Source organism: Natronomonas sp. CBA1123 (assembly GCF_009741925.1).
Classification (GTDB): Archaea; Halobacteriota; Halobacteria; order Halobacteriales; family Haloarculaceae; genus Natronomonas.
Genome location: NZ_WPCC01000006.1, coordinates 1 through 23,067 on the forward strand (window position 1 = coordinate 1; position 23,067 = coordinate 23,067).

The window sequence follows — 23,067 nt, forward strand, 5'->3', positions numbered from 1 at the left end:
CGGCGAGGCCGACCGGCGACTTCCCCGAGACGATGCCGGCGGCCGCGGCACTGTCGAGTAAGTCCCGAGCGCGGCGTTCGACCGCCTCGTCGACGTCGAGTTCGCTGCCGAACCGCGGGATGTAGCTCTTCGGGTCCGCGGGCTGGATTTCCAGTTTCAATTCCCGGACGACGTACCTGTAGGTTCGTGAGATTTCGCTGCGGCCGACACGGGAGACGCGCTCGATTTCGTCCAGACTGCGAGGCGTCCCGGCCTGTCGGGCGGCGGCGTACAGCGCCGAGGCCGCCACGCCCTCGATGGAGCGCCCCGGAAGAAGGTCGTCGTCGAGGGCCCGCCGATAGATGACGGAGGCGGTTTCCCGGACGTTCTCGGGGAGGCCGAGCGCACTCGCCATGCGGTCGATTTCGCCGAGCGCCTGCTTGAGATTGCGCTCCTTGGAATCTCGCGTCCGGAACCGTTCGTTCCAGGTGCGGAGCCGTCGCATCTTCTGGCGCTGACGACTCGACAGGGAGTTGCCGTAGGCGTCTTTGTCCTGCCAGCCGATGTTCGTCGACAGGCCCTCGTCGTGCATCATCTTCGTCGTCGGCGCGCCCACGCGGGACTTCCGGTCGCGCTCGGCGGAGTCGAAGGCGCGCCACTCCGGCCCGCGGTCGATTTCGTCCTCCTCGACGACCAGCCCACACTCGCTACAAACAGTTTCGCCCGTATCGGCCGCCGATTCGAGCCGCCCGTCACACTCCGGACAGGCCTCCGTGCGTTCCCGTGAATCAGCCGTGCGGCGTTCGGTCGGTGATTCGGCTGCTTCGGTTCCCCGCTCGACGTCCGTTCGCGTGTTCGTGTTGCTCATTGTCGGAATCCAGCGCCGGTCACTCGAACGCCCGTTCTCCGGTGGTTCCCGCACGCACTGGTGATACCCGAACTACCCAGAACTGTTTCAAGAGGGTTTTCCGAATTCTCACCCAATTTCGGCAGTTGGTGGGTCACACACGTTTCAAGGAACGAAAGACTCGACACCGCCGCGTGAACTACAGACCGCGTCGCTGGTGTGCCTAACGGGCGTTATAAACCTTGGACTCGCCGAATCGAATCCCGAGTACGACGAATCCGAAACCGATGGAAGGTCGCTGACTCACGCGTCGTCGTCACTGGTCTTCCCATCGAGACGGTCGTCGGCACGTTCGGCGGCCGACCGTTCTGTCGGGTCCCCGTAGCCGCCACCGCCCGGTGTTTTGACCGTCACGGTCGTTCCGGCATCGACATCGACGGTCGTTTTCGCCGGAACTGACGTTCCGTCAATCAGGTTCGCACCCGTCGTTCCATCCGCCCCGCCGTGGGCGCCTCGGGGTGAGAATTTTCGGCGCTCCGTCAACAGTGACACCGTCGCATCCGTCTCGACGGTAATCGAACGTTCGATACCGAGGCCGCCACGGTGTTTTCCATCACCGCCACTGCCGTCTCTCAGTTCGTACCGCTCGACACGCATCGGGTACTCCGCCTCGAGCGCTTCAATCGGTGTGTTGAGCGTGTTCGTCATGCCGACTTGGACGCCGTCGATTCCGTCACCGGATGCACGCCCGCCGAACCCGCCACCAATCGTCTCGTAGTACGTGAACCCATCGCCGCTTCGGGTTCCGATGATGAGATTGTTCATCGTCCCCTGGCTTTGGGCAGGGACGCGCTCTGGAACCGCCTCGGCAAAGGCATCAAGCACCACGTCGGTGACTCGCTGGCTCGTCTCCACGTTCCCGCCGACGACGGCAGCGGGATGGGTCGGATTGAGCAACGAACCTTCGGGTGCCCGAACCGAAATCGGTTGGTAACAGCCCGCTGTCGGCGGTATATCCGGGTCCGTGACGGCTCGGACGACGAAATACACCGCACTCTTCGCGACGGCCAGCGGTGCGTTCATATTCCCTGCAACTTGGCTGGATGTTCCAGAGAAATCAACATCGACTGTCGTGCCATCAACCGTTACCGTCACCTCGATTGGAATCTCCTCTTCGGTCACACCGTCGCCCTCGAGTCGGTCGTTGGCTCGATAGACGCCGTCCGGAATCTCCTCGAGTTCGTTTTCGATACGCTTTCGCGAGTAGTCGATAACCGCATCGAACGCCGCCTCGACCGTCGGCCAGCCGTGTTTCTCGACGAGTTCGCGAACCCGCTCGATAGCCCGGTCGTTCGCTGCGAGCTGTGCACGAATATCCGCACGCCGCTCGTTCGGGTTTCGAACGTTCGCCAGAACGAGGTCCATCACATCCGCGTGTATGTTCTCCTCAGAGACGAGTCGCACAACTGGCAACCGAAGACCTTCCTGATAGATTTCCGTCGCGCCGGCCGGCATACTTCCCGGCGTCATGCCGCCGATATCGCCGTGATGTGCCCGGGTGACGCCGTACCCGATGATTTCTCCCTCGACAGCAATCGGCGCGACGATAGTCACGTCTGGAAGGTGGGTTCCGCCTGTAAACGGGTCGTTCAAGACGTATGCCTCTCCAGGCACCGGGTTCCGGTCGAGGACCGCTTGAACCGCTTCGGGCATAGCGCCCAAATGGACGGGGATGTGCTCGGCTTGGGCAACCATCCGACCGTCTGCATCGAACAACGCCGTCGAGCAATCCTGCCGTTCCTTGATGTTCGGAGAATACGCACCGTGGATGAGCACATCCCCCATCTCGTCAGCGATTCCTTCCAGCTGGTTTCGCACGACCTCGAGTGTAACGGCATCGAGATTCATCGTGTCTCACCTCGCTCGAGTACGAGACCGCCATCGTCGCGCACTGAACCGGACCAGCCGGGCGGCACGACGGTCGTACTTTCGCTGTCTTCGAGAACTGCAGGCCCTGAAATCGATGTCCCGGCCTGAACCGTATCTCGATTCCAGACGGAAACATCGTAACGTTCGCCATCGAAATATCCGTCACGGGTGCCGACACTGGAGCTATCCGTTCCCTCGTACTGCGTTTGTGGGGAGTCGTGTTCGACACGGGCGGAGACCCCGAGCGTGACTAACTCGACCGGCTCGTTCATCCGATATCCGTAGGCCTGTTCGTGGGCCGCACCGAATCGAGTCGCGACGGCGTCCAAGTTAACGGGGTCGTTGACATCGATAGCCAACTCGAAGCTCTGCCCCGCATACCGGAGTTCAGCTGTTCGCTCGACGATTGGGGTGCTGGTGGTCTGGACATCCTCCAGCAGTTCGTCGGTCAAGGCCGCGTATATCGACTCGAGTCGAGAGACGTCTGCGTCGCCGAGCAGTGTTCGATGCGTTCGCATTCGGTCGTGTTTCTCGTCGGCCCCCAACAGGCCATAGGCAGACAACACACCACCTGCCAGCGGAACGATGACCCGGTCCATCTCCAAGCGATTCGCCAGCGCGGCGGCGTGCATCGGTCCAGCGCCACCGAAGGCGACCAATCCGAACTCCCGCGGGTCGTGCCCTCGCTCGACGGTGACCGACCGAATCGCCCGTGTCATTTTCGCATTGGCAACTCGGTACACGCCTGCTGCAGCCTCCCGTGCCGAATCGAGTCCCGCTTCGTCAGCTAACGACGCCAAGGCCTCGCAGGCGGCATCGACATCGAGCGAAACCTCGCCGCCGAGAGCTGCATCTTCCCCGATGTATCCGAGGACCACGTTCGCATCCGTAACCGTCGGTTTCGTTCCGCCACGTCCGTAACACGCTGGACCGGGTTCGGCACCCGACGACTCGGGGCCGACGCGCAATGCGCCCCCAGCGTCGACCCAGGCGACGCTTCCACCACCGGAGCCCACGGTGGTCACATCGACCATCGGCGTCGCGATAGGGTGCCCGCCTATCTCGGCCGAGGTCGTCCGCGCAACGTCGCCGTCACGGACCAGACTCACATCGCTCGAGGTACCGCCCATATCGAACGTCACGAGTCCTTCGAGCCCGGCCGCCGAAATCGCTGATTCGGCACTGGCAGCGGCACCGACGACACCCGCCGCAGGTCCCGAAAGGACCGTCGTTACCGCGTGTTCACGAACCGTCTCGGGGTCAGCGATGCCGCCGTTCGATTGCATCACACGTGGCTCTGGAATCCCGAGTTTCGCTGCGTTATCGGTAATTCGTCCCAGATACGAATCGATTGCAGGCCGAACGTAGGCGTTGACAACTGTCGTTGACGTCCGTTCATACTCGCGGAATGCGGGGAGGATTTCGTGCGACGCGGAGACTGGAACATCGAACCGGTCGCGAAGGCGCTCTGCAATAGCTGCCTCGTTGGACGAATCGGCATAGGAGTGCAACAGAGAGACAGCGATGCTTTCTGCCGACTCAAGCTGGTCGCTCAATTCGTCGACGGCTCCAAGGTCAACTTCTTGCTTGACGCCGTCGGGGGTCGTTCGCTCATCGATTTCGAACCGGCGTCGACGTGGGACTAACGGGTCGGTCCGCTCGGCCGAAAGGTCGTACAAATCCGGACGAGTCTGTCGGCCGATTTCAAGCACATCGCGGAAGCCATCCGTCGTCACCAGTGCCGTCTTTGCTCCGTCCCGTTCCAGAAGCGCGTTCACCGATACCGTCATCGCGTGCGTGAACACCTCGATATCTTCGACGTCGATATCGGCCGTCAGACACGCTTTCTCGATTCCGTCAAACACCCCCTCACTCTGGTCTGCAGTGGTGGGGACTTTCGCCGTCGTCAAGCCATCCGCTGTCGCTAACACCACGTCAGTGAACGTCCCTCCGACGTCGACGCCGACATGTGGGGTTGGCACGTCAACGCACCTCCGGCTCGGTTGGAGTCGCTATCTGGTCGTGCATTCGTCTCTTGTTCACACTGTGCCGTAGAATCTGCAAAAGCGTTGTTGAGAGAGACGCCATCTCTCGTATGAATCGATACGAACTCGGCCGTCGTTGGATAATCCTTTGAATGTGGCTTTCGAGACCCGACATCCGTCCGTCAGGTCAACCGATCTAGAGTCGATTTTAAGATTGGGACCGACTAACACACTAGGGCGATGTCTCAGCAAGTCCAGAAAGAACTCGAAGTCGACCAGTATACGCTCGGTCTCGTCGGTCCAGACCAGGAGTGGGCGGGCACGGTCGCCGACGGCGGTACCGTCCGCACGCACACCCCACCAGCCTGCTGGGGGCCGATGATTACGCCGGAGTTCCGCGGCGGCCACGAAGTCACACGCCCGATTCGCGTCGAGAACGCCGAACCCGGTGACGCTCTCGTAGTCCGTATCAAAGACGTCGAGGTGACCAGCGTCGCGACCAGTACCGGTAGCATGGCCGAACGTGAGGGGGCCTTCGGCGACGACCCGTTCGTCGACCACGTCTGTCCGGAATGCGGGACGGAGTGGCCCGACAGCGTCGTCGAGGGAACCGGCGAGGACGCAATCCGGTGTGCCGAATGTGGCGCCAACGCCTCGTCGTTCGGCTTCGAGTTCGGCTACACCGTCGCTTTCGACGAGGACCGCTCGGTCGGCCTCACTGTCGGTCCCGAGGGGGCCGACGACCTCGCCGACCGCGCCCACGAGGCGATGGCGTTGCCGGAGAACTCTCGACAGCATCCGATTCTGTTGTACAAGCCCGACGGGATTCCGGGCACGCTCGGCCACCTCCGGCCGTTTATCGGGAACATCGGAACGACGCCGTCGCGAGAACTCCCTGACTCCCACAACGCCGGCGACTTCGGACAGTTCCTCATCGGCGCCGACCACGACTGGGGATTGCCGGACGAAGAGGCCTTGGCGGACCGCACCGACGGCCACATGGACTCCAACGACGTCCGGCCCGGTGCGACGCTCATCTGTCCGGTGAAAATCGATGGCGCCGGCCTGTACGTCGGCGACCTCCATGCCAACCAGGGCGACGGCGAACTCTCCTTACACACGACGGACGTCAGCGGCCGGACCGAACTCGAAGTCGAGGTCATCAAGGGCCTCGATATCGACGGGCCACTGCTGCTCCCGAACGAGTCGGACCTGCCGGATATCGCGAGGCCCTACACGGACGCCGAACGCGAGGCCGGCGACACCCTCGCCGACGAGTACGGCGTCGACGAGGTGCGCGATGCGGCACCGATTCAGATTATCGGCAGCGGTGCGACCATCAATGACGCGACGGACAACGCGTTCGAACGAGCGGGCACCCTCTTCGGCATGACCGAAGGGGAAGTCCGCGCTCGCTGTACGTTCTCGGGCGGCGTCGAAATCGCTCGCCTCCCCGGCGTCGTTCAGTTGTCGATGCTGGCGCCGACCGACCTCCTCGAGCAGTGCGGCCTCGAGGAGACCGTTCGAAATCACTACAGCCTGTAGACGAGAGGTGTATGGTTCCCTGCAAACCCTTAGCTCTCGTCTTTCGCGCCGCCCTGCATCGCGGGAAAGAGCTGTACTGTCGCATCCGACGGACAGTCCTCGCCGAGGTCGGCACGCTCACCGTCGACCATGATGCGGACGCTCGGCCGGACCTCGCCGGCGTCGTCCAAGATAGCCGAGCGAGCGCGGGGGTAGGTATCGATGAACGCGGTGAGTGCGTCCGCGACCGTCTCGGGGGCGACATCGAGTTCGACGGTCTTGCTGCCCGTCGCTGCACGGAGTTCCCCGTAGACTGTGACGTTCATACGACCACGTAGCACGGCGACAGAGATGAAAGCTGCCTCGTTACTCTCATCGCCGATTCCATCGGCCATAATTTGAAGCCAGTTCTGTCCGCATAGCCATACAATGAGCCAACAGGGTGGGACACTGTCTCGGATATGGGTTACTCGGCTTATTGATAGGATTCAGGACCGTCTCGGATTGCCGCCGCTCGTCAGCGGGACGGTTACGTTGGGGATGGTCCCGGTGTTCCTGACTGCCCTGTTTTTCGTACTGGCGGACGGTCGAATGCCGAGGGACTTCCTCATCGCCCACCTGTTAGCGATGGGCGTTCCCGTTATCGGCCCTGCAGCCATCTGGTACTGGGACGTTCGTGTCTTCCCGACGTTCGTCGAGGAGAGTGCCGATTTAGCGACGAATCCGACGGCCGTCCAGCGCATCGGCGAGCAGTACAAGCGAATCTTCACCACGCGCTCGTGGTACTTCGTCGTGCCGTGGACGGCCCTAATCGTCGGCTTGGTCGGGCTGAATATCGGCTACTTCGAGACGGTCGGCATCGCGGGCTTCAGCGACCCCGCGTTGTGGGCCTATCTGCTGTTTGCGGTCTGGTGGGGACTGATTACGGGTATCGGGTTCCACGGTGCAGTAACCGCGGTTCGGACGATTCGCGCGGTGGGAGAACTGGAGTTACAAATCGAGCCACTCCATCCGGATGGCCTCGGGGGATTGAGCATGATTGGCCACCTTGCAATCTGGACGACGATGCTGATTTCGGTCGGGTCGTTGGCCCTTCCGTTGGCGTTCCTGCTCGGCACGGAAGGAGGGTATCGTGCCGTCGTGTACCTCGCAGTGGGCATCTATGTCGTCGCTATCGGGGTGTCGTTCGTCTATCCCACCGTGTACGTGAATCGGCGCGCCCGGGACATCCAGGAGCAAGAACTCGAGAAACGCCGGCGGAAAATCAGGCAGCTACAGCGGCAAGCTGCCAACCTTGAGGAATCGGATGGGACGACGGACGATACTGGGACGCTCGACGAGGTGGCGACACGGCTCGAAATGCAGCGACTCCGTGACGAATTCAACGAGTACGATAGCGTGAGCCTCTATCCGCTTTCTGTGGGAATCATCATCCGCCTGATTTCCTCGCTTCTGCTCCCGATATTTTTCACGTTCGTCGATGTCTTCCTCGGTCGGCTTCTCTGACAGCCGTTCGAGGGCCCCAACTGCGCTCTCTGTGGTACGCCGTTAGACGGTGCCGACACGTGCCCAGAGTGTGGATACTTCGACGGGCACTCGGGTTCCGAGAGAACGGCTACGGTCGCTGTTGGATTCCACACGATTCCGGCGAGCAGTACTCCGCATCAAGCGTGAAGAACGGCTTCTTGCGCCCCGTTTCGACTCTGAACCAAGAGTATATCTGACAATCCGTTCTACAGTTCGTCGTAATGGCTGATTTTGGGGGGCCGTACGATTTGCAGCGCTTCGTCGAGGCGCAGAACCCGGTGATAGCACAGGTCAAACAGGAGCTCGGTTCGGGAGAGAAGCGCAGCCATTGGATGTGGTTTATTTTTCCGCAGGTTGCCGGCCTCGGCAGTAGTCGGAAGGCACAGCGGTATGCGATTTCCTCGCGCGAAGAGGCCGAAGCCTATCTGGAACATCCGATATTGGGCCCACGGTTGCGCGAGTGTACGGAACTCGTAAACGACATCGATGGGCGCTCGGCACACGAGGTCTTCGGGTCACCCGACGATTTGAAATTCCGCTCGTCGATGACGCTCTTCGAAGCAGTCGCGGATGATGCCTCCCCGTTTAGAACCGCTTTAGAGCAGTATTACGACGGTGAGCGCGACGAGAAAACGTTGGAGTTCCTCTCGGAGGAATCGTAACCGGAAACGAGAGCCACAGGCACACGACGAACCCACGTAGCTGCACGACGGTTTTTATCTGATGCCGTCGAAAGGCGGGCGTAATGGCGACGATAAAGGACAGCGTCCACGACCACATCGCCGTCGAGGGGGTTTCCGAGGACCTCCTCGACACCCCCGCCGTCCAGCGCCTCCGACGCATCAAACAACTCGGCACCGTCGAACTCGTCTATCCGAGCGCCAACCACACCCGCTTCGAACACTCACTCGGCGTCTATCACCTCGCCACGCGCGCGCTCGACCACCTCGGCATCGAGGGCAAGCGGGCCGAACGGGTCCGCGCCGCCGCCATCCTCCACGATATCGGACACAGCCCGTTCAGCCACAACATCGAGGAGCTCGTCGCCCGCCACACCGGGAAGTACCACGACGAGGTCGAGGACCTCCTGACCGGCGGCGAAATCGCTCGCGTCCTCGCGCTTCACGATATCGACCCCACCCGGGTCGCCGCGCTCGTCTCCGGCGACGGCGAGTTCGGCCAGTTGGTCTCCGGGGAACTCGACGTCGACCGCATGGACTACCTCGTTCGCGACGCCCACCACACCGGCGTCCCCTACGGCACTATCGACACGGGACGGCTGGTCCGGGAGTTGCGGTTCGTCGACGGCGAACTCGTACTCGCCGACGGCAACGTCCAGACGGCCGAATCGCTGCTACTCGCCCGTGCGCTGATGAATCCCGTCGTGTACAACCACCACGTCGCCCGCATCTCGAAGGCGATGCTCCGGCGGGGTACGGAGGCGCTTCTGTCGTCTGGGGGCGCCGACGCCGGAACGGTCCGTCGGATGGACGACCGCGACCTCACCGTCGCCCTGCGGGACTGTCCGGACTCGGCCGAGTTCGCACGACGACTCGACGACCGGGACCTCTACAAGCGGGCAGTGTGGGCGGAGTTGCGGGACGTTCCCGACGACATCGTCGACGCCGACCACGATGAAATCGCGGCCTTCGAGCGGGATATCGCCGACCGCGCGAACGTCGACCCCGATTGGGTCGTACTCGACGTTCCCTCCCGGCCGGAGATGCGCGAGTCGACAAGTCGTGTGGTCGTCAGCGGCGAGGTGCGACAACTCGGAACGCAGTCGACGCTGGTGGGCGCCCTCCGCCGCGCCCAACACGAACAGTGGCGCCTCGGCGTCTACGCGCCCGAGGAAGCGACCGACCGCGTCGGACAGGCCACCGAGGAGGTGCTCGGCCTCGACCTCGACGCCCTGGTCGTCGACGTACGGAAGAGCATCAACGCGACGTTGGACGAGTTCTAACGGCGCCCTGACTCGGAAACCCGTTACGGAGAAAGACGATCCGAGAACGGGCCTGTTTTTATCTGAGGCCGCCACAGAGGGAGACATGGAACTGTCGGGGACGATACTCGCCGGAGCCGACTACGAACCGGTCGAGGGCCGTGTCGTCGTCGAGGACGGCGAAATAACGGCCATCGAAGAGGTCGAGACGGCCTCAACGGACATCATCTGTCCGGCGTTCGTCAACGCGCACACGCACATCGGGGACTCCATCGCCAAGGAGGCCGGCCGCGGCCTCTCGCTGGACGAACTCGTCGCACCGCCCGACGGCCTCAAACACCGACTGCTCGCCGATGCGACGCGGGAGGAGTTGGTCGAGGCGATGCGTCGCTCGCTGTCGTTCATGGAATCGGGCGGAACGACGGCGTTTCTGGAGTTCCGAGAGGGCGGCGTCGACGGCGTTCAGGCGCTGCTCGATGCTGCGGCACGCCTCGATATCGAGCCGTTCGTCTTCGGTCGCGAGGAAATCGACGTGTTGGAGGTAGCCGACGGCTACGGTGCCAGCGGCGCCCGCGATGCCGATTTCTCCGCGGAGCGCAACGCTGCCCTGCACGCGGAGAAGCCGTTCGGCATCCACGCCGGCGAGCGAGACCCACACGACATCAACCCCGCCTTGGACCTCGACCCCGACTTCGTCATCCACATGGTGTACGCCGAGGAGATGCACCTCGAACGGCTGGAGGACAGCGAGACGCCTGTCGTCGTCTGTCCACGGTCGAACCTCGTCACCGACGTGGGCGTCCCGCCCGTCTCGGACCTGCTCGAACGCACGTCGGTCGCGCTCGGCACCGACAACGTGATGCTCAACAGTCCGTCGATGTTCCGAGAGATGGAGTTCACCGCGAAACTGTGTGACGTAACCGCGCCCGAAGTGCTGCGGATGGCGACGGCCGCCGGCGCCGACATCGCGGGGCTGAACTGCGGCGTCGTCGAACCCGGCCGGGAGGCCCGACTGTTCGTTCTCGACGGCGACTCGGACAACCTCACCGGCGCCCGCGACCCGGTTCGTGCGGTGGTTCGTCGCGCCGGCGTCGACGACGTGAAGAACGTCGTCACGCCCCGAGACAGCGCGTAAGCCGCCTATATTCGTCCGTGAACGGTCGAAAAGGGTTTGTGCCGGTGCCGCCATTGTTCGTGTGGTGTGGTGACAATGTACAATCGAATTCTCGTTCCGACTGACGGGTCGGGCGGCATGGACCGGGTAATCGACCACGCGTCGGAACTGTCGCGAGCCCACGAGGCCGAAGTGCACTTCCTCTACGTCGTCGACACCGCGGGCTTTGCGAGCCTTCCGATGGAGACGTCCTGGGAGAGCGTCACTTCGATGCTCCGCGAAGAGGGAGAGGCCGCGCTTCGCAACGCCGAGAAACGTCTCCGCGAGACCGAAACCGCCACCGCGATGGCCGAGGGGCCACCGAGCAAAGAAATCGTCAAATACGCCCGCGATAACCGGTGTGACCTCGTCGTCATGGGCACCCACGGACGGGGCGGACTCAACCGACTCCTGCTCGGCAGCGTCGCCGAACGGGTCGTCCGCGGCTCTGAGGTGCCGGTGTTGACCGTCCGGGTGGGCGATATCGAAGAACCGTTATCCGAAGAGGCCGCCGACGAACGCCCGTTCGCGGCCGACCCTGCCGTCTCGGAAGTCCTCAGGTAGCGTCACACCTCCTCGTCGGAATCGGGAGTTCAGACTGGCCGGAGGTGTTCACAGTCGCCCGCCGACACGCGTTTCTCACCTGCTTCGGTGTCGATGACGAGCGTTCCCGGGAACTCGACGTCGACGGCCTCCCCGACTACCTCGCCCGTGGCCGTCTCGACTCGGACCCGCTGGCCGAGCGTGATAGAGAGGTCACGCCACGCCGGCAGGACCGACTCCGGGTCCCGCCGTAATTCGTCGAACCGTTCGAGTATCGCCCGGGTCAACTCGGCACGGTTCACGTCACCGACCTCGTTTCGAATCGTCGTCGCCGTCTCGGGAACCTCGCTCAAATCGACGTTGGCGTTGATGCCGATGCCGGGAATGACCCACGAGACGCGGTCGGCCTCGCCCTCCATCTCGGTGAGAATGCCGACGATTTTCTTCTCGTCGGGACCGACGAGGACGTCGTTGGGCCACTTGATGCCGGCATCGACGCCGACATCGCGGAGTGCTTCGGCCGTGGCGACCGCCGCCGCCAGAGTGTATATCGGCACCTGCGCCGGCGTGAGGTCGGGACGGCAGACGATACTGAGCCAGATGCCGCCCGACGGCGCCGACCACGCACGTTCGAGACGACCCCGGGCGCCGGTCTGTTCGTCCGCGAGCACGGCGACATCGGACGCGCCGTCGGCCGCCAACTCCCGTGCGCGGTTGTTCGTGCTGTCGATGGCGTCGTGGTACTCGATTTCGAACGGTGCGTCGAGACCGAACTCGACGGCCGCACCGCCGAACTCCGGAACGGACGTGAGAACGTAGCCGTCGTCTCTGCTCTCGATTCCGAACCCTTCCTCGCGGAGCGCCTCGACGTGTTTCCACACCGCCGCCCGAGAGACACCGAGCCGTTCGGCCAGCTGTGGCCCGGCGACCGGACCGTCGGCGACCGAATCGAGAACCTGTCGTCTCGTTTCCTGCATACTCGACCCTCGGCGTCCGTCGATAAAAGCCTCCCTCAGAACGGTACGTCGTCGGCGTCGAATCCACGGGGCGTTCCCGCGTCCCCGTCCCCGGTTTCGGTGTCGACCTGCGTTATTTCGGGGATTTCTCGGACGAGCCGCGTCTTCAGCGCCTGCGTCGTCATCGGCGAGACGCCACACCCCGAACACGCGCCGCCGAGACGGATGGTGACGCTGCCGGCGTCCACGTCGAGTTGCTGAATCGCCGCATTGCCGCCGTGCATCTCTATCTGCGGGAAGTTCCGTCGGAGGAACGCCATGATACGCTCTCGGAGGTCGTTCTCGTCGGCCGTGACGGTGGTCATCGACCCATCTACGCGGACGACAGCAATAAAATGCCGGTCGGAAATCGACCTTACAGCCGTTCGATGATGGTCGCGATGCCCTGCCCGAAGCCGATACACATCGTCGAGAGGCCGTACTGGCCGTCGCACTCCTCGAGTTGGTAGGGGAGTTTGCCGACGAGCGCGGAGCCGGTCGCACCCAGCGGGTGGCCGTGGGCGATGGCACCGCCCCAGACGTTCGTCTTCTCCCAGTCGGCGCCGGTCTCCTCGAGCCAGGCGGCGACGACGGCCGCGAAGGCCTCGTTGACCTCGAAGCGGTCGATGTCGTCGATGCTCATGTCGTTCTGCTCGAGAATCTCCTGGGTCGCCGGAATCGGACCTGTCAGCATCGTGATGGGGTCGACGCCGACGACGTGGCTGTCGACGATTCGGGCCATCGGGTCCCAGCCGTGTTCCTCGGCGGCTTCCTCGCTGGCGATGAGTAGCCCGCCCGCGCCGTCGACGATGCCCGAGGAGTTACCGGCGTGGTGGAAGCCGTTCTCGGCGCTGCGGAACGACGGCGGGAGGTTCGCGAGTTTCTCGGCGGTCGTGTCGGGACGGGGGTGTTCGTCCTCCTGGACAGTGACACGGTCGTCGTCCAGTTCCGTCTCGACGGGGACGACTTGGTCGTCGTAGTGGCCGGCCTCGGCGGCCTTACCCCAACGCGATTGGGACTCCGCGGCGAGTTCGTCGAGGTACTCCCGGGAGAAGCCGTAGTTCTCGGCGATGCGCTCGGCACCCTCACCCTGTGTGGTGAGTTCGTCGAAGTACTCGAAGTACGTGTCCGTGACGCTGTTGCCGTCCGACCCCATCGGCACGCGCGTCATGTGTTCGACGCCACCGGCGATGATGACGTCGTGGTGGCCCGCAGCGATTTGGCCGGCCGCGAAGTTGATGGCCTGCTGGCCGGAGCCACACATCCGGTTCAGTTGGACGCCGGGAACGCCGTCGCCCCAGCCGGCGACCATCGGCGCCAGTCGGGCGATGTTGAGCCCCTGCTCGTCGACCGGCGTCACACAGCCGTAGATGACGTCTTCGATGGTTTCGGGGTCGAAGTCGTTTCGCTCCCGAAGGGCGTGCAGTGGTTCTGCCGCGAGGTCCTGTGGGTGGGTGTCGCTGAACGAGCCGTCACGCTTGCCGAACGGCGTCCGAACGGCGTCGACGATGACTGGTGTACTCATGAGTCCCTCTAACAATGGTAAAGGTCCCCCTTGTGCGTTGTGGTGGCCATGACAGGCACGTTCATATCGGCGTTCGCTTACGGCCGACCCGAACGCATGCGCGTCGATTCGATATCCCCACATACAGTTTATCATTAAAAGGGCGCCGCTCAGTTGCAAGCCGCCGACCAGTAAACTACAACTGTCCGCCCCGAATAGGGCGACTCATGAGCCTCTCACTGGAAGACGACTGTCCGGTCTGTGAATCGAGCCGGGAGTTCTACAAGGCCGCGAGCATGCGCATCCACCTCGGTCGGAAAAAGAAGTGGCACTGCCCGGAGTGTGACTACGGCTTCGTCACCATCAACGGCATCGACACCTCCGCCTCGGCGTAGGTCGGACCCCGAGTAATTTATCGGTTCGGTGCGTGCGTCGGATAGCATGAAGCTCCGGTTGCGGCTCTCGCTTCTCGCTCGAATGGCCGTCGCGCTCGGCATCCTTCTGTCGATATCGCTCGTTCTCGCCGTGATTCTCTCGATTTTCGGCGGTATGCTCGGGTTTGCGATTTTCGGGTGGGTGTACGAGGGCGTCGACGCACTTGCCGACCTGCCACGGCTGTCGACAGCCCTCCCTGTGCCGGCGTGGGCCGTCGCCTCTGCCGCGATAGCCGCCATCGTAGGCGTGGTTCGCGGGTGGCCCTACGTTCGGAACCACACCGAGACGGAGTACGTGATTCCGCCGACGACACCCATCTCCCTGACCGTTACCGCCGGACTGCTCGGCTGTCTCTACCTGACGCTCGTCGAGGGAAGCGCAGCGCTACGGGCCGCCTTGTCGACGGCCGTCGGTCTCGCCGTCGTGTTCGGACTCGGCGTCGTTCTCGCGCTATGGGTGACGGTCGCGGACGTTCGGGCCCGGATTCGGGAGTTGCGCGAAACGCTCGCCGAGGACAGTCACCCCATTGAGGAGAGCCATCCAGACGTAGCCACAACCGTAAGTCGTCTCGCACAGCTGGCCGACGTTCCCGAGCCGGCGGTCCATATCACCGAAACGGCCCGTCCGGAGTCCGTGACGATAGGATACGGGGACGACGCAATCATCGTGGTATCGACGGGACTGCTGGAGACGCTCACCGGGGACGAACTCGAGGCTGTTTTAGCACACGAAATCAGCCACCTGGCCAACGGAGACAGTCGCGTGATGGGTGCCGCACTCGGACCGGTACTCGCCGCCGACGAATGGATGGAGGACGACCCCCACGACTTCGGAGACCGCATCTGGAACGGCGTTTTCTTTCTGTTGAAGCTGTACGGCCAACTCGGGACGGCTATCCTCTCGCGCGGACGCGAGTGGAGTGCCGACGCCGGCGCTGCCGAACTGACGGGCGACCCCGCAGCGCTCGCGAGCGCGCTCCGTCGACTCGGCGACGCCAGAACGCGACCGGAAACCGACCTTCGCGAGTGGGAGCACTCCGTCGCAGTCATGGACATCCTGCCACCGGCAGCGTCGGATATCACGACGGGGCCGTTCCGAACACACCCTGCCACCGAAGACCGCATCGAACACCTCCGAAACCGGACCGAATCCCTCGAAACCGCGGATTGACTCCGGAGGACAGTCAACTCATAAATCATATATTGCGATAGCAAATCGCCCGATTCGCGCAGAGTCGTGGCTGTGGACGGCGGCTTCGAGTGAGAAAAAACGAGCGGGCTATTCGTCGTCGAGCGCCTGCCACGACAGCTGCGGGTCCCGCGCGGCCGACACCTGGTCGATTCGGCGTGCCGCGGTTCGTTCGGGGGCGGCCTCCAGCGTCTCGATGTCGTCGGCCCGGGCGGCGTTGAACGCCGCGGCGAGTTGGTCCAGCGTCCGTTTGTTCTCGATTTCGGTCGGTTCGGTCATCAGCGCCTCGCCGACGATTTCTGGCCACTTCGTCGTCGGCGGGTGGACGCCGTAGTCGAGCATCCGTTTCGCCACGTCGGCGGCGTCCTGCTCGCCGGCCGAGGCGACGAACTCGTGGTGGAACGGCCCGAACGGCACCTCGTAGTCGACCATCTCGGCGAGGTAGTTGGCGTTGAGAACGGCTTTCGCGGAGGCGTCGGCCAGCCCCTCGTCGCCGAGGCGGGCGATGTAGGCGTAGGCTTTCACCGCGACGAGCCAGTTGCCCTGATAGCCGTGGACCTTCCCGATAGAGTTCTCGGGAGCGTACAGTTCGTACCCACCATCGGATTCACGGACGTGCGGGTCGGGGAGAAACTCGGCCAACTCCTCGACGACGCCGACCGGTCCCGCTCCGGGGCCGCCGCCGCCGTGTGGCGTCGCGAACGTCTTGTGGACGTTGTAGTGCATGATGTCGAAGCCCATGTCGCCCGGTCGTCCGTGGCCGAGCAGGGCGTTGAGGTTCGCGCCGTCGTAGTACAGCAGGCCGCCGGCGTCGTGGACCATCTCGCTGATTTCGGTGATGTCCCGCTCGAAGAGCCCGAGCGTGTTCGGGTTGGTGAGCATCAACGCGGCGGTGTCCTCCGAGAGTGCGGCGTCGAGTGCCTCGAGGTCGACGCGGCCGTCCTCGCCGGAGGGAAGCGTCACCACGTCGTAGCCCGCCATTGCCGCCGACGCGAAGTTCGTCCCGTGGGCCGAATCGGGGATGACGACCTCGCTTCGGTCGTCGCCCCGGGACTCGTGGTACGCTTTCGCGATGAGAATACCGGCGAACTCGCCGGCGGCACCGGCAGGGGGCTGCAGCGTCACTGCGTCCATCCCACCGATGTTTCCGAGATACCGCTGGAGTTCGTACTGGAGTTCGAGCGTCCCCTGCGTGCTCCGCTCGGAGCGGTCGGGGTGGACCGACGCGTCGGCGACTGCGGCCACGTCCTCGGTGAACTTGGGGTTGTACTTCATCGTACAGGAGCCGAGCGGGAACGGTCCGGAATCGACGCCGTAGTTCATCTCCGAGAGCCGCGTGTAGTGGCGGGCGAGTTCGGGTTCCGAGAGGTTCGGCAGTTCGAGTTCGTCGCGCGTGAGGTCGTCGGGCAGCGTCGAGTCGATGGCGACCGATTCGGTGTTCTTCTCGGAGAGCAGCGGCTCGTAGGTGTCCTCGTCGTCGGTCCACCGTGCCTGGTCGTAGCCGAGCGGCGACTCGTCGGTCATCGTGCGGCCTCCTCGAAGGCGGCGACGAAGCCATCGATGGTGGCCTCGTTGGTTTCGGTCACGCAGACCTGCAGTTCGTGTTCGCCGACGACGTGGACGGCGTAGCCCGCGGATTCGAGGTCCGCGGCGACCGCCGAGGCGGGTTGGTCCGTCCGGACGACGAACTCCCGGAAGTGATGCCGGTCGTGGACCGGCGCCTTCACTCCTCGGATGTCGTTGAGTCGGTCCGCGAGGTTACGTGCGAGCGTGACACAGTCTTCTGCGAGGTTGAGTAGGCCGTCGGGGCCGAGCCAGGCGACGTGCATCGCCGTCCGGAGGGCGACCCACGCCTGATTCGTACAGATGTTCGAGGTGGCCCGCTCCCTGCGGATGTGCTGTTCTCGGGTCTGGAGGGTGAGCGTGTAGACACGGTGGCCCGTCGTGTCCTCGCTGGCACCGACGAGGCGGCCCGGAACCTGCCGGAGGAACTCCTCTCGGCAGGCGAAGATGCCGAGTCCCATCCCGTAGGCCGAGGGGAGGCCGAGCGTCGCGGCATCACCGACGACCACGTCCGCGCCGACGCTTGCCGGTTCCTGCAGCAAGGCGAGTGCGACCGGGTCCGAACCGAGAACGAACAGCGCGTCGTTGTCGTCGGCCAGTTCGCCGACCGCATCGAGCCCTTCCTCGATAGTACCGCGAACCGTCGGGTTCTCGGCGTAGACGAGGAGCGTCTCCTCGTCGACGGATTCGGTCAGCGCCTCGCGGTCGACGTTGCCGTCGTCCATCGAATAGGTGTCGACGGTGATGTCGTGACCGGCGATGTAGTTCTCCAGCGTGCCCCGACGGCCCGCCGACAGCGTCTCGGGAACGAGGACGCGGTCACCGGAGGTCTCACGGACGCGGACGGCGAGTGTCGCCGCCTCGCCCAACGCCGTCGCCGCGTCGTACATCGAGCAGTTGGCGACCGACAGACCAGTCAACTCCACGAGCATCGACTGATATTCGAACAGCGCCTGGAGGAACCCCTGAGCGACCTCGGGTTGGTACTGGGTGTAACTCGTCAGGAACTCCGAGCGCGCCGAGAGGTGGTCAACCATCGAGGGGACGTAGTGGTCGTAGTGGCCGCGTCCGAGAAACTCGACGAGGTCGTCGTTTTTCGCGAGCGTGTCCTCGACGAGTTCGCGTGTCGCCTGCTCGCTGCGGGCGTCGATGCCGAACTCGCCGTCGAATCGAACGTCGTCGGGGATGTCGAAGAGTGCCTCCTCGCGGTCGACGCCGACCGCCGAGAGCATCGCCTCGGTCTCGGCCGGCGTGTGGGGCGCGTAGGGGCTACCGTTGGCTGTCATGGGAAACTGAGCGTACACCGTCTTTCGGCGCATGGCTAATGATAGCCCCGGTTCGGCTGCAGTAAACTGCATACTCTGGTTCGAGAAGTCGAAAATATATGCACGAAAGTGCATATCTACGTCAGCGGACGGTTTTAATAGGGTACCGGTCGTCGTGGATGCACATGACGACGTTCCTGGCAGCGACCGACAACGAGACGACCAGCAAACGACTCCGGCGGTACCTGAAGAACCGAGTCACCGACGACGACACGGTGTACGTCGTCAACTCCCTGAAAGGCGGCGACAGCACGTCCGACCGGGACGTCCTCGACGGAAAGGAGGCGGCCGAGGAACTCACAGAGTCGATTCCGAACGCCGAAACTCACCAGCTCGTCCGGGGGGAACGACCCCTCGACTGACATCCAGAAGTTCGTCGACCAGTACAACGTCGACGAGGTAGTCATCGGCATCCGACAGCGGAGCAGGACCGGGAAAATCGTCTTCGGCTCCACCGCACAGGACGTGCTGCTGACCTCGGACGTGCCGGTCGTCGCAATCCCCCTCGACACATGAGCGCGGACGAACTCCAGTCGGCCCTCGAGGCGCTCGAAGCCGCGCGCGATCTCGCCGACGGCGACGCTGAACAGCGACTCGACCGCATCGTCGAGAAGGTGTCGAAGGCACTCGATGCCGGCCGGCAACTCGACCACGGTGCCCTCGCGCGGATGGACCGGACACTTGATGAACTCACAGACGAGACGACCGGCGAGACGGCCGACGCCATCGCCGACGCGAAAGCAGCGCTGATAACCTACCGGGAAGGCGTCCCGGGCGCGTAGCGTTAATCGTCCAGCTCGACGGCTCCTTCCTCGAGCAGATTCTCCGCGAGGATGGGCACGAACGTCCCGATGTCGGTGACCATGCCGACCGCCTGTGCCGACCCGCGGTCGAGCAGTTGGGTCACCGTCGCCGGGTTGATGTCGACACAGACGACCCGCGTCGTCGACGGCAGACAGTTGCCGACGGCAACGGAGTGCAGCAGCGTCGACAGCATCAACACCATATCCGCCTCGTGGGCCTGCTCGCGGATGGCGTTCTGTGCCTCGATGGCGTCGGTGATGGTGTCGGGCAACGGGCCGTCGTCCCGAATCGACCCCGCGATGACGTAGGGCACGTCGTTTTGGACACACTGATACATGACGCCGGATTCGAGGAGGCCCTCCTCGACGGCTTCCTCGATGCCGCCGGCGCGGATGACCTCGCTGATGGCGTAGATGTGGTGTTTGTGACCGTGGCGAGCGTGGTCCAGCGTCTCGGTGTTGACGCCGAGTGACGTACCGTAGAGGTCACGCTCGATGTCGTGGACGGCGAAGCCGTTGCCGATAGAGAGGTAGTCAATGTACCCTTCCTCGACGAGCGAGGCCATATCCTCGCGGGCGCCGGAGTGGATGAGCGCGGGGCCGGCGACAACCAACACGTCGCCGCCCTCGGCTTTCGTCTCCTCGATGGCCTCGGCTATCTGCTCGATGGTCGATTCGGAGGGCCGTTCACTGGAGATGCCGCCCTGCATGAACCCGAAGGCGCCCTCCTGACTCCGGGGCCGTTCCGGCGGTTGGACCCGAATGCCGGCCTCGCCGGTGACCACTCGGTCGCCTTCCTCGATGGCGTTGAGAACCTTCGTGTACGCGCGGACGCCCGAGTCGGTTTCCTCGACGATTACCGCACAGTCCATCTCGATGTGTTCGACGTCGACCCACTCGCCCTCGTAGCGAATCTGGGTGGGGTGGTTCGTCGTCGAGTAGAAGCCGTGCGGGACGACCTGGTCTTCGGGGGCCGGTTCCAGTTTCGCGTCGTTGGGGTCGGCGAGGTTCGCCCCGTTCTGGTGGAGTTCGTGGACGATGCGCTGGAGGTCCTCCTCGGTGTCGGCGGTGACGAGCATGCGGGCGTAGGACTCCTTGTCCTTGTGGCGGCCGATGTCGAACTCCTCGACGTCGAAGGAGCCACCGTGGTCCATGACGATACCGAACGCGGCCTGCATCATCCCCGAGTCGATGATGTGGCCCTCCAACTCGACGACGCGAGAGACGCTCATATCGGTGCGTCGGTTCGGGTCGATAAGTCGGTTGTGGGTGAGAACTGCGATTCGGGTCGAATTTGGGTAAACACTGATACGTCGGTTGATACTGGATACCAGTGGGTGTGAGTGGGAGCGACCACTTCGACACCCGGAACGGAGGCATCCCTGTCCCCGCTTTTGCGGCAAAGTAACGGAAAGGGCGACGGCTACGACCTTTACGTCGACTGCCCGATAACCACCACGTCGGTCGTCCCGCCGAACGTTGCCGACTCGGAGCCACGGTTCTCCTCGGGGACGGCCCACGTTTCGACGGTGGCCTCGGCGGCGCCGAAAGTGTACGGCCCGCTGGCTTGGACGCCCTCCGGTGCCTCGATGAAGTAGGTGAACGTCTCGGAACCGTTCTCGATGTCCGAAGCCGAGACGGTGCCGAAGTCGACGGTACCGGCGTCGTTGTCGAAGGACTCGTACTCGCCGCCGTATTCGAGGAAGTTCCACTCCGAGGGGAACGAGTCGACCACGCGGACGGAATCGGCGGCGCCGGTGTCGAAGTCACGCAGCGTTACCGTGACGCGGGTCGTCTGTCCACCGGTAAACACCGTCGCGTCTTCCTCGCGACTGCCGGAGGCAGTCAGGTCGAACTGCTCGGGCGGTTCGACCGATTCGACATCCTCGACGAGCGCGTCGAGTCCGGTGTCGAGGTCAGCGACCGAAAGGCCGCCAGCCAGCGCCTCTGCCGTCTCGATTGCTGCCTCGGCGTCGACGAACCCGGCGCCCGTGTTCGTGACGCTGTAGTCGGGGTTGAAGTCGGCCGCGCTGTGTTCCAAAACGCGGATTAGGTCGATGGGAGAAAGTTCCTCGCCGCCGCTCTCGGCGCGGTAGGCCTCCTGGACCAACATGGCGATACCCGCCGCGCCGGGACAGGACATCGACGTACCCGAGAGGCGGCCGTAGAACGGTTCGGCGTCGCCCGTCTCGCCGAGCGGGCCGAGCACGTCGGCTTTGTCCTGCGTGCTCAACACGAGGTTGCCGTGGGCGCTGATGCCGGGGCGGAACAGGGTCAGCGGCCGAGCCTCGCTCAGGTCGCCGTCGGCCTTCTCGTACTGTTCGTACTCGATGGTGTAGTCGGCCGCCACGGCGTCTTCGGGTTCGAGTTCCACGAGGTAGGTCTTCCCGCCGTCGACGTCGACGGTGAGCGTGTGGTGTTGCTTCAGCGGTTCCTCCCGGGACTGTGCGATTTCGACCCACTCGCCGCCTTGGTCCTCGTGGACGCGCATCCGGACCCACTGACCCTCGGGGTCAAGCGTCAGCGTCAAATCGACGAGGTCGACGTTCTCGAAGGTTTCGAGCCGCTCGTAGGCCGAACCGGTGTCTTCGTCGACGGCGGCCGCCCCGGGACTGGTGTTGACTCCGGGGCCGACGGTGCCGGTGAACGTGCCGCTGTCGACGGTCGCGTGGGCACCGCGCTGGATGGCGTGGAACTCCCGGAGGTTCCGGAGCAGTTGTTCGCGGTTGTAGAACGTCTCGTCGTCGACCTCGCGTCCGCGCGAGGAGAAGCCCGTAATCGAGCGGTTGTTGGCGTTGTCCTCCGGCGAGATAGTCTTCTCCGCTGCGCCGACGCCGAGGACGTGCGGTGCCTTCGCGAATCGGTTGCCGGACCCGAGGTCCGGGCCGTCGTTGCCGTAGGAGAAGACGGGGAGGACGCCCTCGTTGAAGGCCTCCCAGGTGGCGACGTTGACGGGGTCGTTCGGATTGTAGACGTTGTTCCGGGAGACGCCGTAGGAGTTCGACACCACGTCGGGGTCGAAGTCGGGTTCGGTCCGGATGCGGCCGAGGAGGTGGTCCCACGCCGCGACCACGTACGGGAGGTAGACCCCCTGAACGACAGCGTAGCTGGTGATGGTCGCGTCGGGCGCCATCCCTTCGTAGGTGCCGTTGACGCCGCCCTCACCGTTGCCGGCGACGATGCCCGCACAGTGTTGGCCGTGGCCGACGGTGTCGGTGTCGCCGGGGCCGGCGTCGACCCACAGAGGGTCCCGCGGCCCGGTCGGTTCGTCGACGTACCGGAAGTTCGCCTCCACGCGGTCGGAGCCGATTCCGGGGTGGCTAGCGTTGAGCCCCGAGTCGATGACGACGACGTGGGCGTCCTCGCCGGTGTAGCCGATGTCCTCGTGGACGGCTTCGACAGCCATCGACTTCCGGGAGGTGTCGTCGTTGTGCCACTCCAGTTGTTCGGTGCGCTTGACCCGCCGAACCGAGTCCCAACCGGCGACGGTCTCGATTTGGGCCGGCCGGAGGTGCGTCCACGCGATGCCGAGGTGTTCGAACAGGCGGTAGCCCTCTTCGAGGTCGAGCGTGTCGAGCCGTTCGGCGTCGTCGGCGGAATCGAAGACGACGAGCGCCTCCTGGAGGCCGCCGTCGAGGTCGAACCGCTCGTCGAGAACCGCAGTCGAGACGCCCGAGTTCGCCGCGGCCGTGCCTGCGAAGGCCGCCGTCCCGGCTGCGATGCCGATACCCTTCACGAACGTTCGTCTGTGTATGCCGTCGTCGCTCATCCGTATCGGTCACTCTCGAATCCACCCTTAATCCGATTCTGACAAATTCGTCCAAA

Annotated in this window: 21 protein-coding genes and 1 pseudogene; 11 read left to right on the top strand and 11 right to left on the bottom strand. The window is 64.1% G+C overall.

Going from position 1 to position 23,067, the window contains the following annotated elements; genetic code table 11:
• The 3 genes from GJ631_RS04445 to GJ631_RS04455 form a co-directional block, all read right to left on the bottom strand.
• A partial coding sequence (locus GJ631_RS04445; RefSeq protein WP_156707989.1) for a transcription initiation factor IIB family protein occupies positions 1-847 on the bottom strand: 847 nt, incomplete at its 3' end.
• A 282-nt stretch (positions 848-1,129) separates the two neighbouring features.
• Entirely contained in the window at positions 1,130-2,734 is a 1,605-nt protein-coding gene (locus tag GJ631_RS04450; RefSeq protein WP_156707990.1) for a hydantoinase B/oxoprolinase family protein, read from the bottom strand.
• Positions 2,731-4,737, bottom strand: coding sequence for a hydantoinase/oxoprolinase family protein (locus GJ631_RS04455; RefSeq protein ID WP_370518556.1), 2,007 nt, complete (start codon positions 4,735-4,737; stop codon positions 2,731-2,733). The genes GJ631_RS04450 and GJ631_RS04455 overlap by 4 nt, the downstream gene beginning before the upstream one ends.
• A gap of 243 nt (positions 4,738-4,980) precedes the next feature.
• On the opposite strand from GJ631_RS04455, the gene GJ631_RS04460 reads away from it, so the two are divergent.
• On the top strand, positions 4,981-6,285 hold the full coding sequence (locus GJ631_RS04460) for an acetamidase/formamidase family protein (RefSeq protein WP_156707991.1): 1,305 nt from the start codon (positions 4,981-4,983) through the stop codon (positions 6,283-6,285).
• A gap of 29 nt (positions 6,286-6,314) precedes the next feature.
• Here the strand turns inward: GJ631_RS04460 and GJ631_RS04465 are convergent, their stop codons facing one another.
• A complete protein-coding gene (locus GJ631_RS04465; protein ID WP_156707992.1) occupies positions 6,315-6,590 on the bottom strand; it encodes a ubiquitin-like small modifier protein 1 in 276 nt (91 codons plus the stop codon).
• Between the two features lie 265 nt (positions 6,591-6,855).
• Between GJ631_RS04465 and GJ631_RS04470 the strand changes: the two genes are divergently transcribed.
• The 5 genes from GJ631_RS04470 (at position 6,856) to GJ631_RS04490 (ending at position 11,450) form a co-directional block, all read left to right on the top strand.
• The gene (locus tag GJ631_RS04470) at positions 6,856-7,770 is read left to right on the top strand and encodes a hypothetical protein (RefSeq protein ID WP_156707993.1); all 915 of its coding nucleotides are present in this window, start codon (positions 6,856-6,858) and stop codon (positions 7,768-7,770) included.
• Positions 7,771-8,039: 269 nt separating this feature from the next.
• Positions 8,040-8,453: a DUF1810 domain-containing protein gene (locus GJ631_RS04475; RefSeq protein ID WP_231753889.1), complete on the top strand. Its 414-nt coding sequence runs from the start codon at positions 8,040-8,042 to the stop codon at positions 8,451-8,453.
• Positions 8,454-8,536: 83 nt separating this feature from the next.
• Positions 8,537-9,754, top strand: coding sequence for an HD domain-containing protein (locus tag GJ631_RS04480; RefSeq protein WP_156707995.1), 1,218 nt, complete (start codon positions 8,537-8,539; stop codon positions 9,752-9,754).
• An 85-nt stretch (positions 9,755-9,839) separates the two neighbouring features.
• Positions 9,840-10,868 (top strand): amidohydrolase family protein, encoded by a 1,029-nt coding sequence (locus GJ631_RS04485; protein WP_156707996.1) that lies wholly within the window; start codon positions 9,840-9,842, stop codon positions 10,866-10,868.
• Between the two features lie 75 nt (positions 10,869-10,943).
• Positions 10,944-11,450, top strand: a complete 507-nt coding sequence (locus GJ631_RS04490; RefSeq protein ID WP_156707997.1) for a universal stress protein — start codon at positions 10,944-10,946, stop codon at positions 11,448-11,450.
• Between the two features lie 29 nt (positions 11,451-11,479).
• Here the strand turns inward: GJ631_RS04490 and GJ631_RS04495 are convergent, their stop codons facing one another.
• From GJ631_RS04495 to GJ631_RS04505, 3 genes are read right to left on the bottom strand one after another with little or no spacing between them, the layout of a single operon-like run.
• A complete protein-coding gene (locus GJ631_RS04495; protein ID WP_156707998.1) occupies positions 11,480-12,406 on the bottom strand; it encodes a biotin--[acetyl-CoA-carboxylase] ligase in 927 nt (308 codons plus the stop codon).
• 35 nt (positions 12,407-12,441) lie between these two features.
• On the bottom strand, positions 12,442-12,750 hold the full coding sequence (locus GJ631_RS04500) for a NifU family protein (protein WP_156707999.1): 309 nt from the start codon (positions 12,748-12,750) through the stop codon (positions 12,442-12,444).
• A 50-nt stretch (positions 12,751-12,800) separates the two neighbouring features.
• Positions 12,801-13,949, bottom strand: coding sequence for a thiolase family protein (locus GJ631_RS04505; protein ID WP_156708000.1), 1,149 nt, complete (start codon positions 13,947-13,949; stop codon positions 12,801-12,803).
• A 206-nt stretch (positions 13,950-14,155) separates the two neighbouring features.
• Between GJ631_RS04505 and GJ631_RS18480 the strand changes: the two genes are divergently transcribed.
• The gene (locus tag GJ631_RS18480) at positions 14,156-14,323 is read left to right on the top strand and encodes a hypothetical protein (protein WP_197424829.1); all 168 of its coding nucleotides are present in this window, start codon (positions 14,156-14,158) and stop codon (positions 14,321-14,323) included.
• A 46-nt stretch (positions 14,324-14,369) separates the two neighbouring features.
• A complete protein-coding gene (locus GJ631_RS04510) occupies positions 14,370-15,533 on the top strand; it encodes a M48 family metallopeptidase (RefSeq protein ID WP_197424831.1) in 1,164 nt (387 codons plus the stop codon).
• 108 nt (positions 15,534-15,641) lie between these two features.
• Here the strand turns inward: GJ631_RS04510 and gcvPB are convergent, their stop codons facing one another.
• On the bottom strand, positions 15,642-17,075 hold the full coding sequence (gcvPB, locus tag GJ631_RS04515) for an aminomethyl-transferring glycine dehydrogenase subunit GcvPB (RefSeq protein ID WP_156708001.1): 1,434 nt from the start codon (positions 17,073-17,075) through the stop codon (positions 15,642-15,644).
• Positions 17,072-18,400: an aminomethyl-transferring glycine dehydrogenase subunit GcvPA gene (gcvPA, locus tag GJ631_RS04520; RefSeq protein ID WP_156708002.1), complete on the bottom strand. Its 1,329-nt coding sequence runs from the start codon at positions 18,398-18,400 to the stop codon at positions 17,072-17,074. The genes gcvPB and gcvPA overlap by 4 nt, the downstream gene beginning before the upstream one ends.
• 164 nt (positions 18,401-18,564) lie before the next feature.
• Here gcvPA and GJ631_RS04525 point away from each other — a divergent pair, with 164 nt between their 5' ends.
• From GJ631_RS04525 to GJ631_RS04535, 3 genes and pseudogenes are all read left to right on the top strand, one after another.
• Positions 18,565-18,801, top strand: coding sequence for a hypothetical protein (locus GJ631_RS04525; protein ID WP_156708003.1), 237 nt, complete (start codon positions 18,565-18,567; stop codon positions 18,799-18,801).
• Positions 18,794-18,955 (top strand): annotated as a pseudogene (locus GJ631_RS04530) (universal stress protein); the annotation flags it as partial. The gene GJ631_RS04525 and the pseudogene GJ631_RS04530, both read left to right, overlap by 8 nt.
• Entirely contained in the window at positions 18,952-19,221 is a 270-nt protein-coding gene (locus tag GJ631_RS04535) for a hypothetical protein (RefSeq protein ID WP_156708004.1), read from the top strand. The pseudogene GJ631_RS04530 and the gene GJ631_RS04535, both read left to right, overlap by 4 nt.
• Positions 19,222-19,223: 2 nt before the next feature.
• Here the strand turns inward: GJ631_RS04535 and GJ631_RS04540 are convergent, their stop codons facing one another.
• On the bottom strand, positions 19,224-20,474 hold the full coding sequence (locus GJ631_RS04540; RefSeq protein ID WP_156708005.1) for a TIGR00300 family protein: 1,251 nt from the start codon (positions 20,472-20,474) through the stop codon (positions 19,224-19,226).
• A gap of 200 nt (positions 20,475-20,674) precedes the next feature.
• Positions 20,675-23,011, bottom strand: a complete 2,337-nt coding sequence (locus tag GJ631_RS04545; protein WP_156708006.1) for a S8 family serine peptidase — start codon at positions 23,009-23,011, stop codon at positions 20,675-20,677.
• Positions 23,012-23,067: the final 56 nt, after the last annotated feature.

Excerpts from the sequence above, each read along its gene's own strand:
- GJ631_RS04450 (WP_156707990.1), bottom strand. The coding sequence starts at position 2,734 with ATGAATCTCGATGCCGTTACACTCGAGGTCGTGCGAAACCAGCTGGAA.
- GJ631_RS04460 (WP_156707991.1), top strand. The coding sequence starts at position 4,981 with ATGTCTCAGCAAGTCCAGAAAGAACTCGAAGTCGACCAGTATACGCTC.
- GJ631_RS04465 (WP_156707992.1), bottom strand. The coding sequence starts at position 6,590 with ATGAACGTCACAGTCTACGGGGAACTCCGTGCAGCGACGGGCAGCAAG.
- GJ631_RS04470 (WP_156707993.1), top strand. The coding sequence starts at position 6,856 with ATGCCGAGGGACTTCCTCATCGCCCACCTGTTAGCGATGGGCGTTCCC.
- GJ631_RS04480 (WP_156707995.1), top strand. The coding sequence starts at position 8,537 with ATGGCGACGATAAAGGACAGCGTCCACGACCACATCGCCGTCGAGGGG.
- GJ631_RS04485 (WP_156707996.1), top strand. The coding sequence starts at position 9,840 with ATGGAACTGTCGGGGACGATACTCGCCGGAGCCGACTACGAACCGGTC.
- GJ631_RS04490 (WP_156707997.1), top strand. The coding sequence starts at position 10,944 with ATGTACAATCGAATTCTCGTTCCGACTGACGGGTCGGGCGGCATGGAC.
- GJ631_RS04495 (WP_156707998.1), bottom strand. The coding sequence starts at position 12,406 with ATGCAGGAAACGAGACGACAGGTTCTCGATTCGGTCGCCGACGGTCCG.
- GJ631_RS04500 (WP_156707999.1), bottom strand. The coding sequence starts at position 12,750 with ATGACCACCGTCACGGCCGACGAGAACGACCTCCGAGAGCGTATCATG.
- GJ631_RS04505 (WP_156708000.1), bottom strand. The coding sequence starts at position 13,949 with ATGAGTACACCAGTCATCGTCGACGCCGTTCGGACGCCGTTCGGCAAG.
- GJ631_RS18480 (WP_197424829.1), top strand. The coding sequence starts at position 14,156 with ATGAGCCTCTCACTGGAAGACGACTGTCCGGTCTGTGAATCGAGCCGG.
- GJ631_RS04510 (WP_197424831.1), top strand. The coding sequence starts at position 14,370 with ATGAAGCTCCGGTTGCGGCTCTCGCTTCTCGCTCGAATGGCCGTCGCG.
- gcvPB (WP_156708001.1), bottom strand. The coding sequence starts at position 17,075 with ATGACCGACGAGTCGCCGCTCGGCTACGACCAGGCACGGTGGACCGAC.
- gcvPA (WP_156708002.1), bottom strand. The coding sequence starts at position 18,400 with ATGACAGCCAACGGTAGCCCCTACGCGCCCCACACGCCGGCCGAGACC.
- GJ631_RS04525 (WP_156708003.1), top strand. The coding sequence starts at position 18,565 with ATGACGACGTTCCTGGCAGCGACCGACAACGAGACGACCAGCAAACGA.
- GJ631_RS04535 (WP_156708004.1), top strand. The coding sequence starts at position 18,952 with ATGAGCGCGGACGAACTCCAGTCGGCCCTCGAGGCGCTCGAAGCCGCG.
- GJ631_RS04540 (WP_156708005.1), bottom strand. The coding sequence starts at position 20,474 with ATGAGCGTCTCTCGCGTCGTCGAGTTGGAGGGCCACATCATCGACTCG.
- GJ631_RS04545 (WP_156708006.1), bottom strand. The coding sequence starts at position 23,011 with ATGAGCGACGACGGCATACACAGACGAACGTTCGTGAAGGGTATCGGC.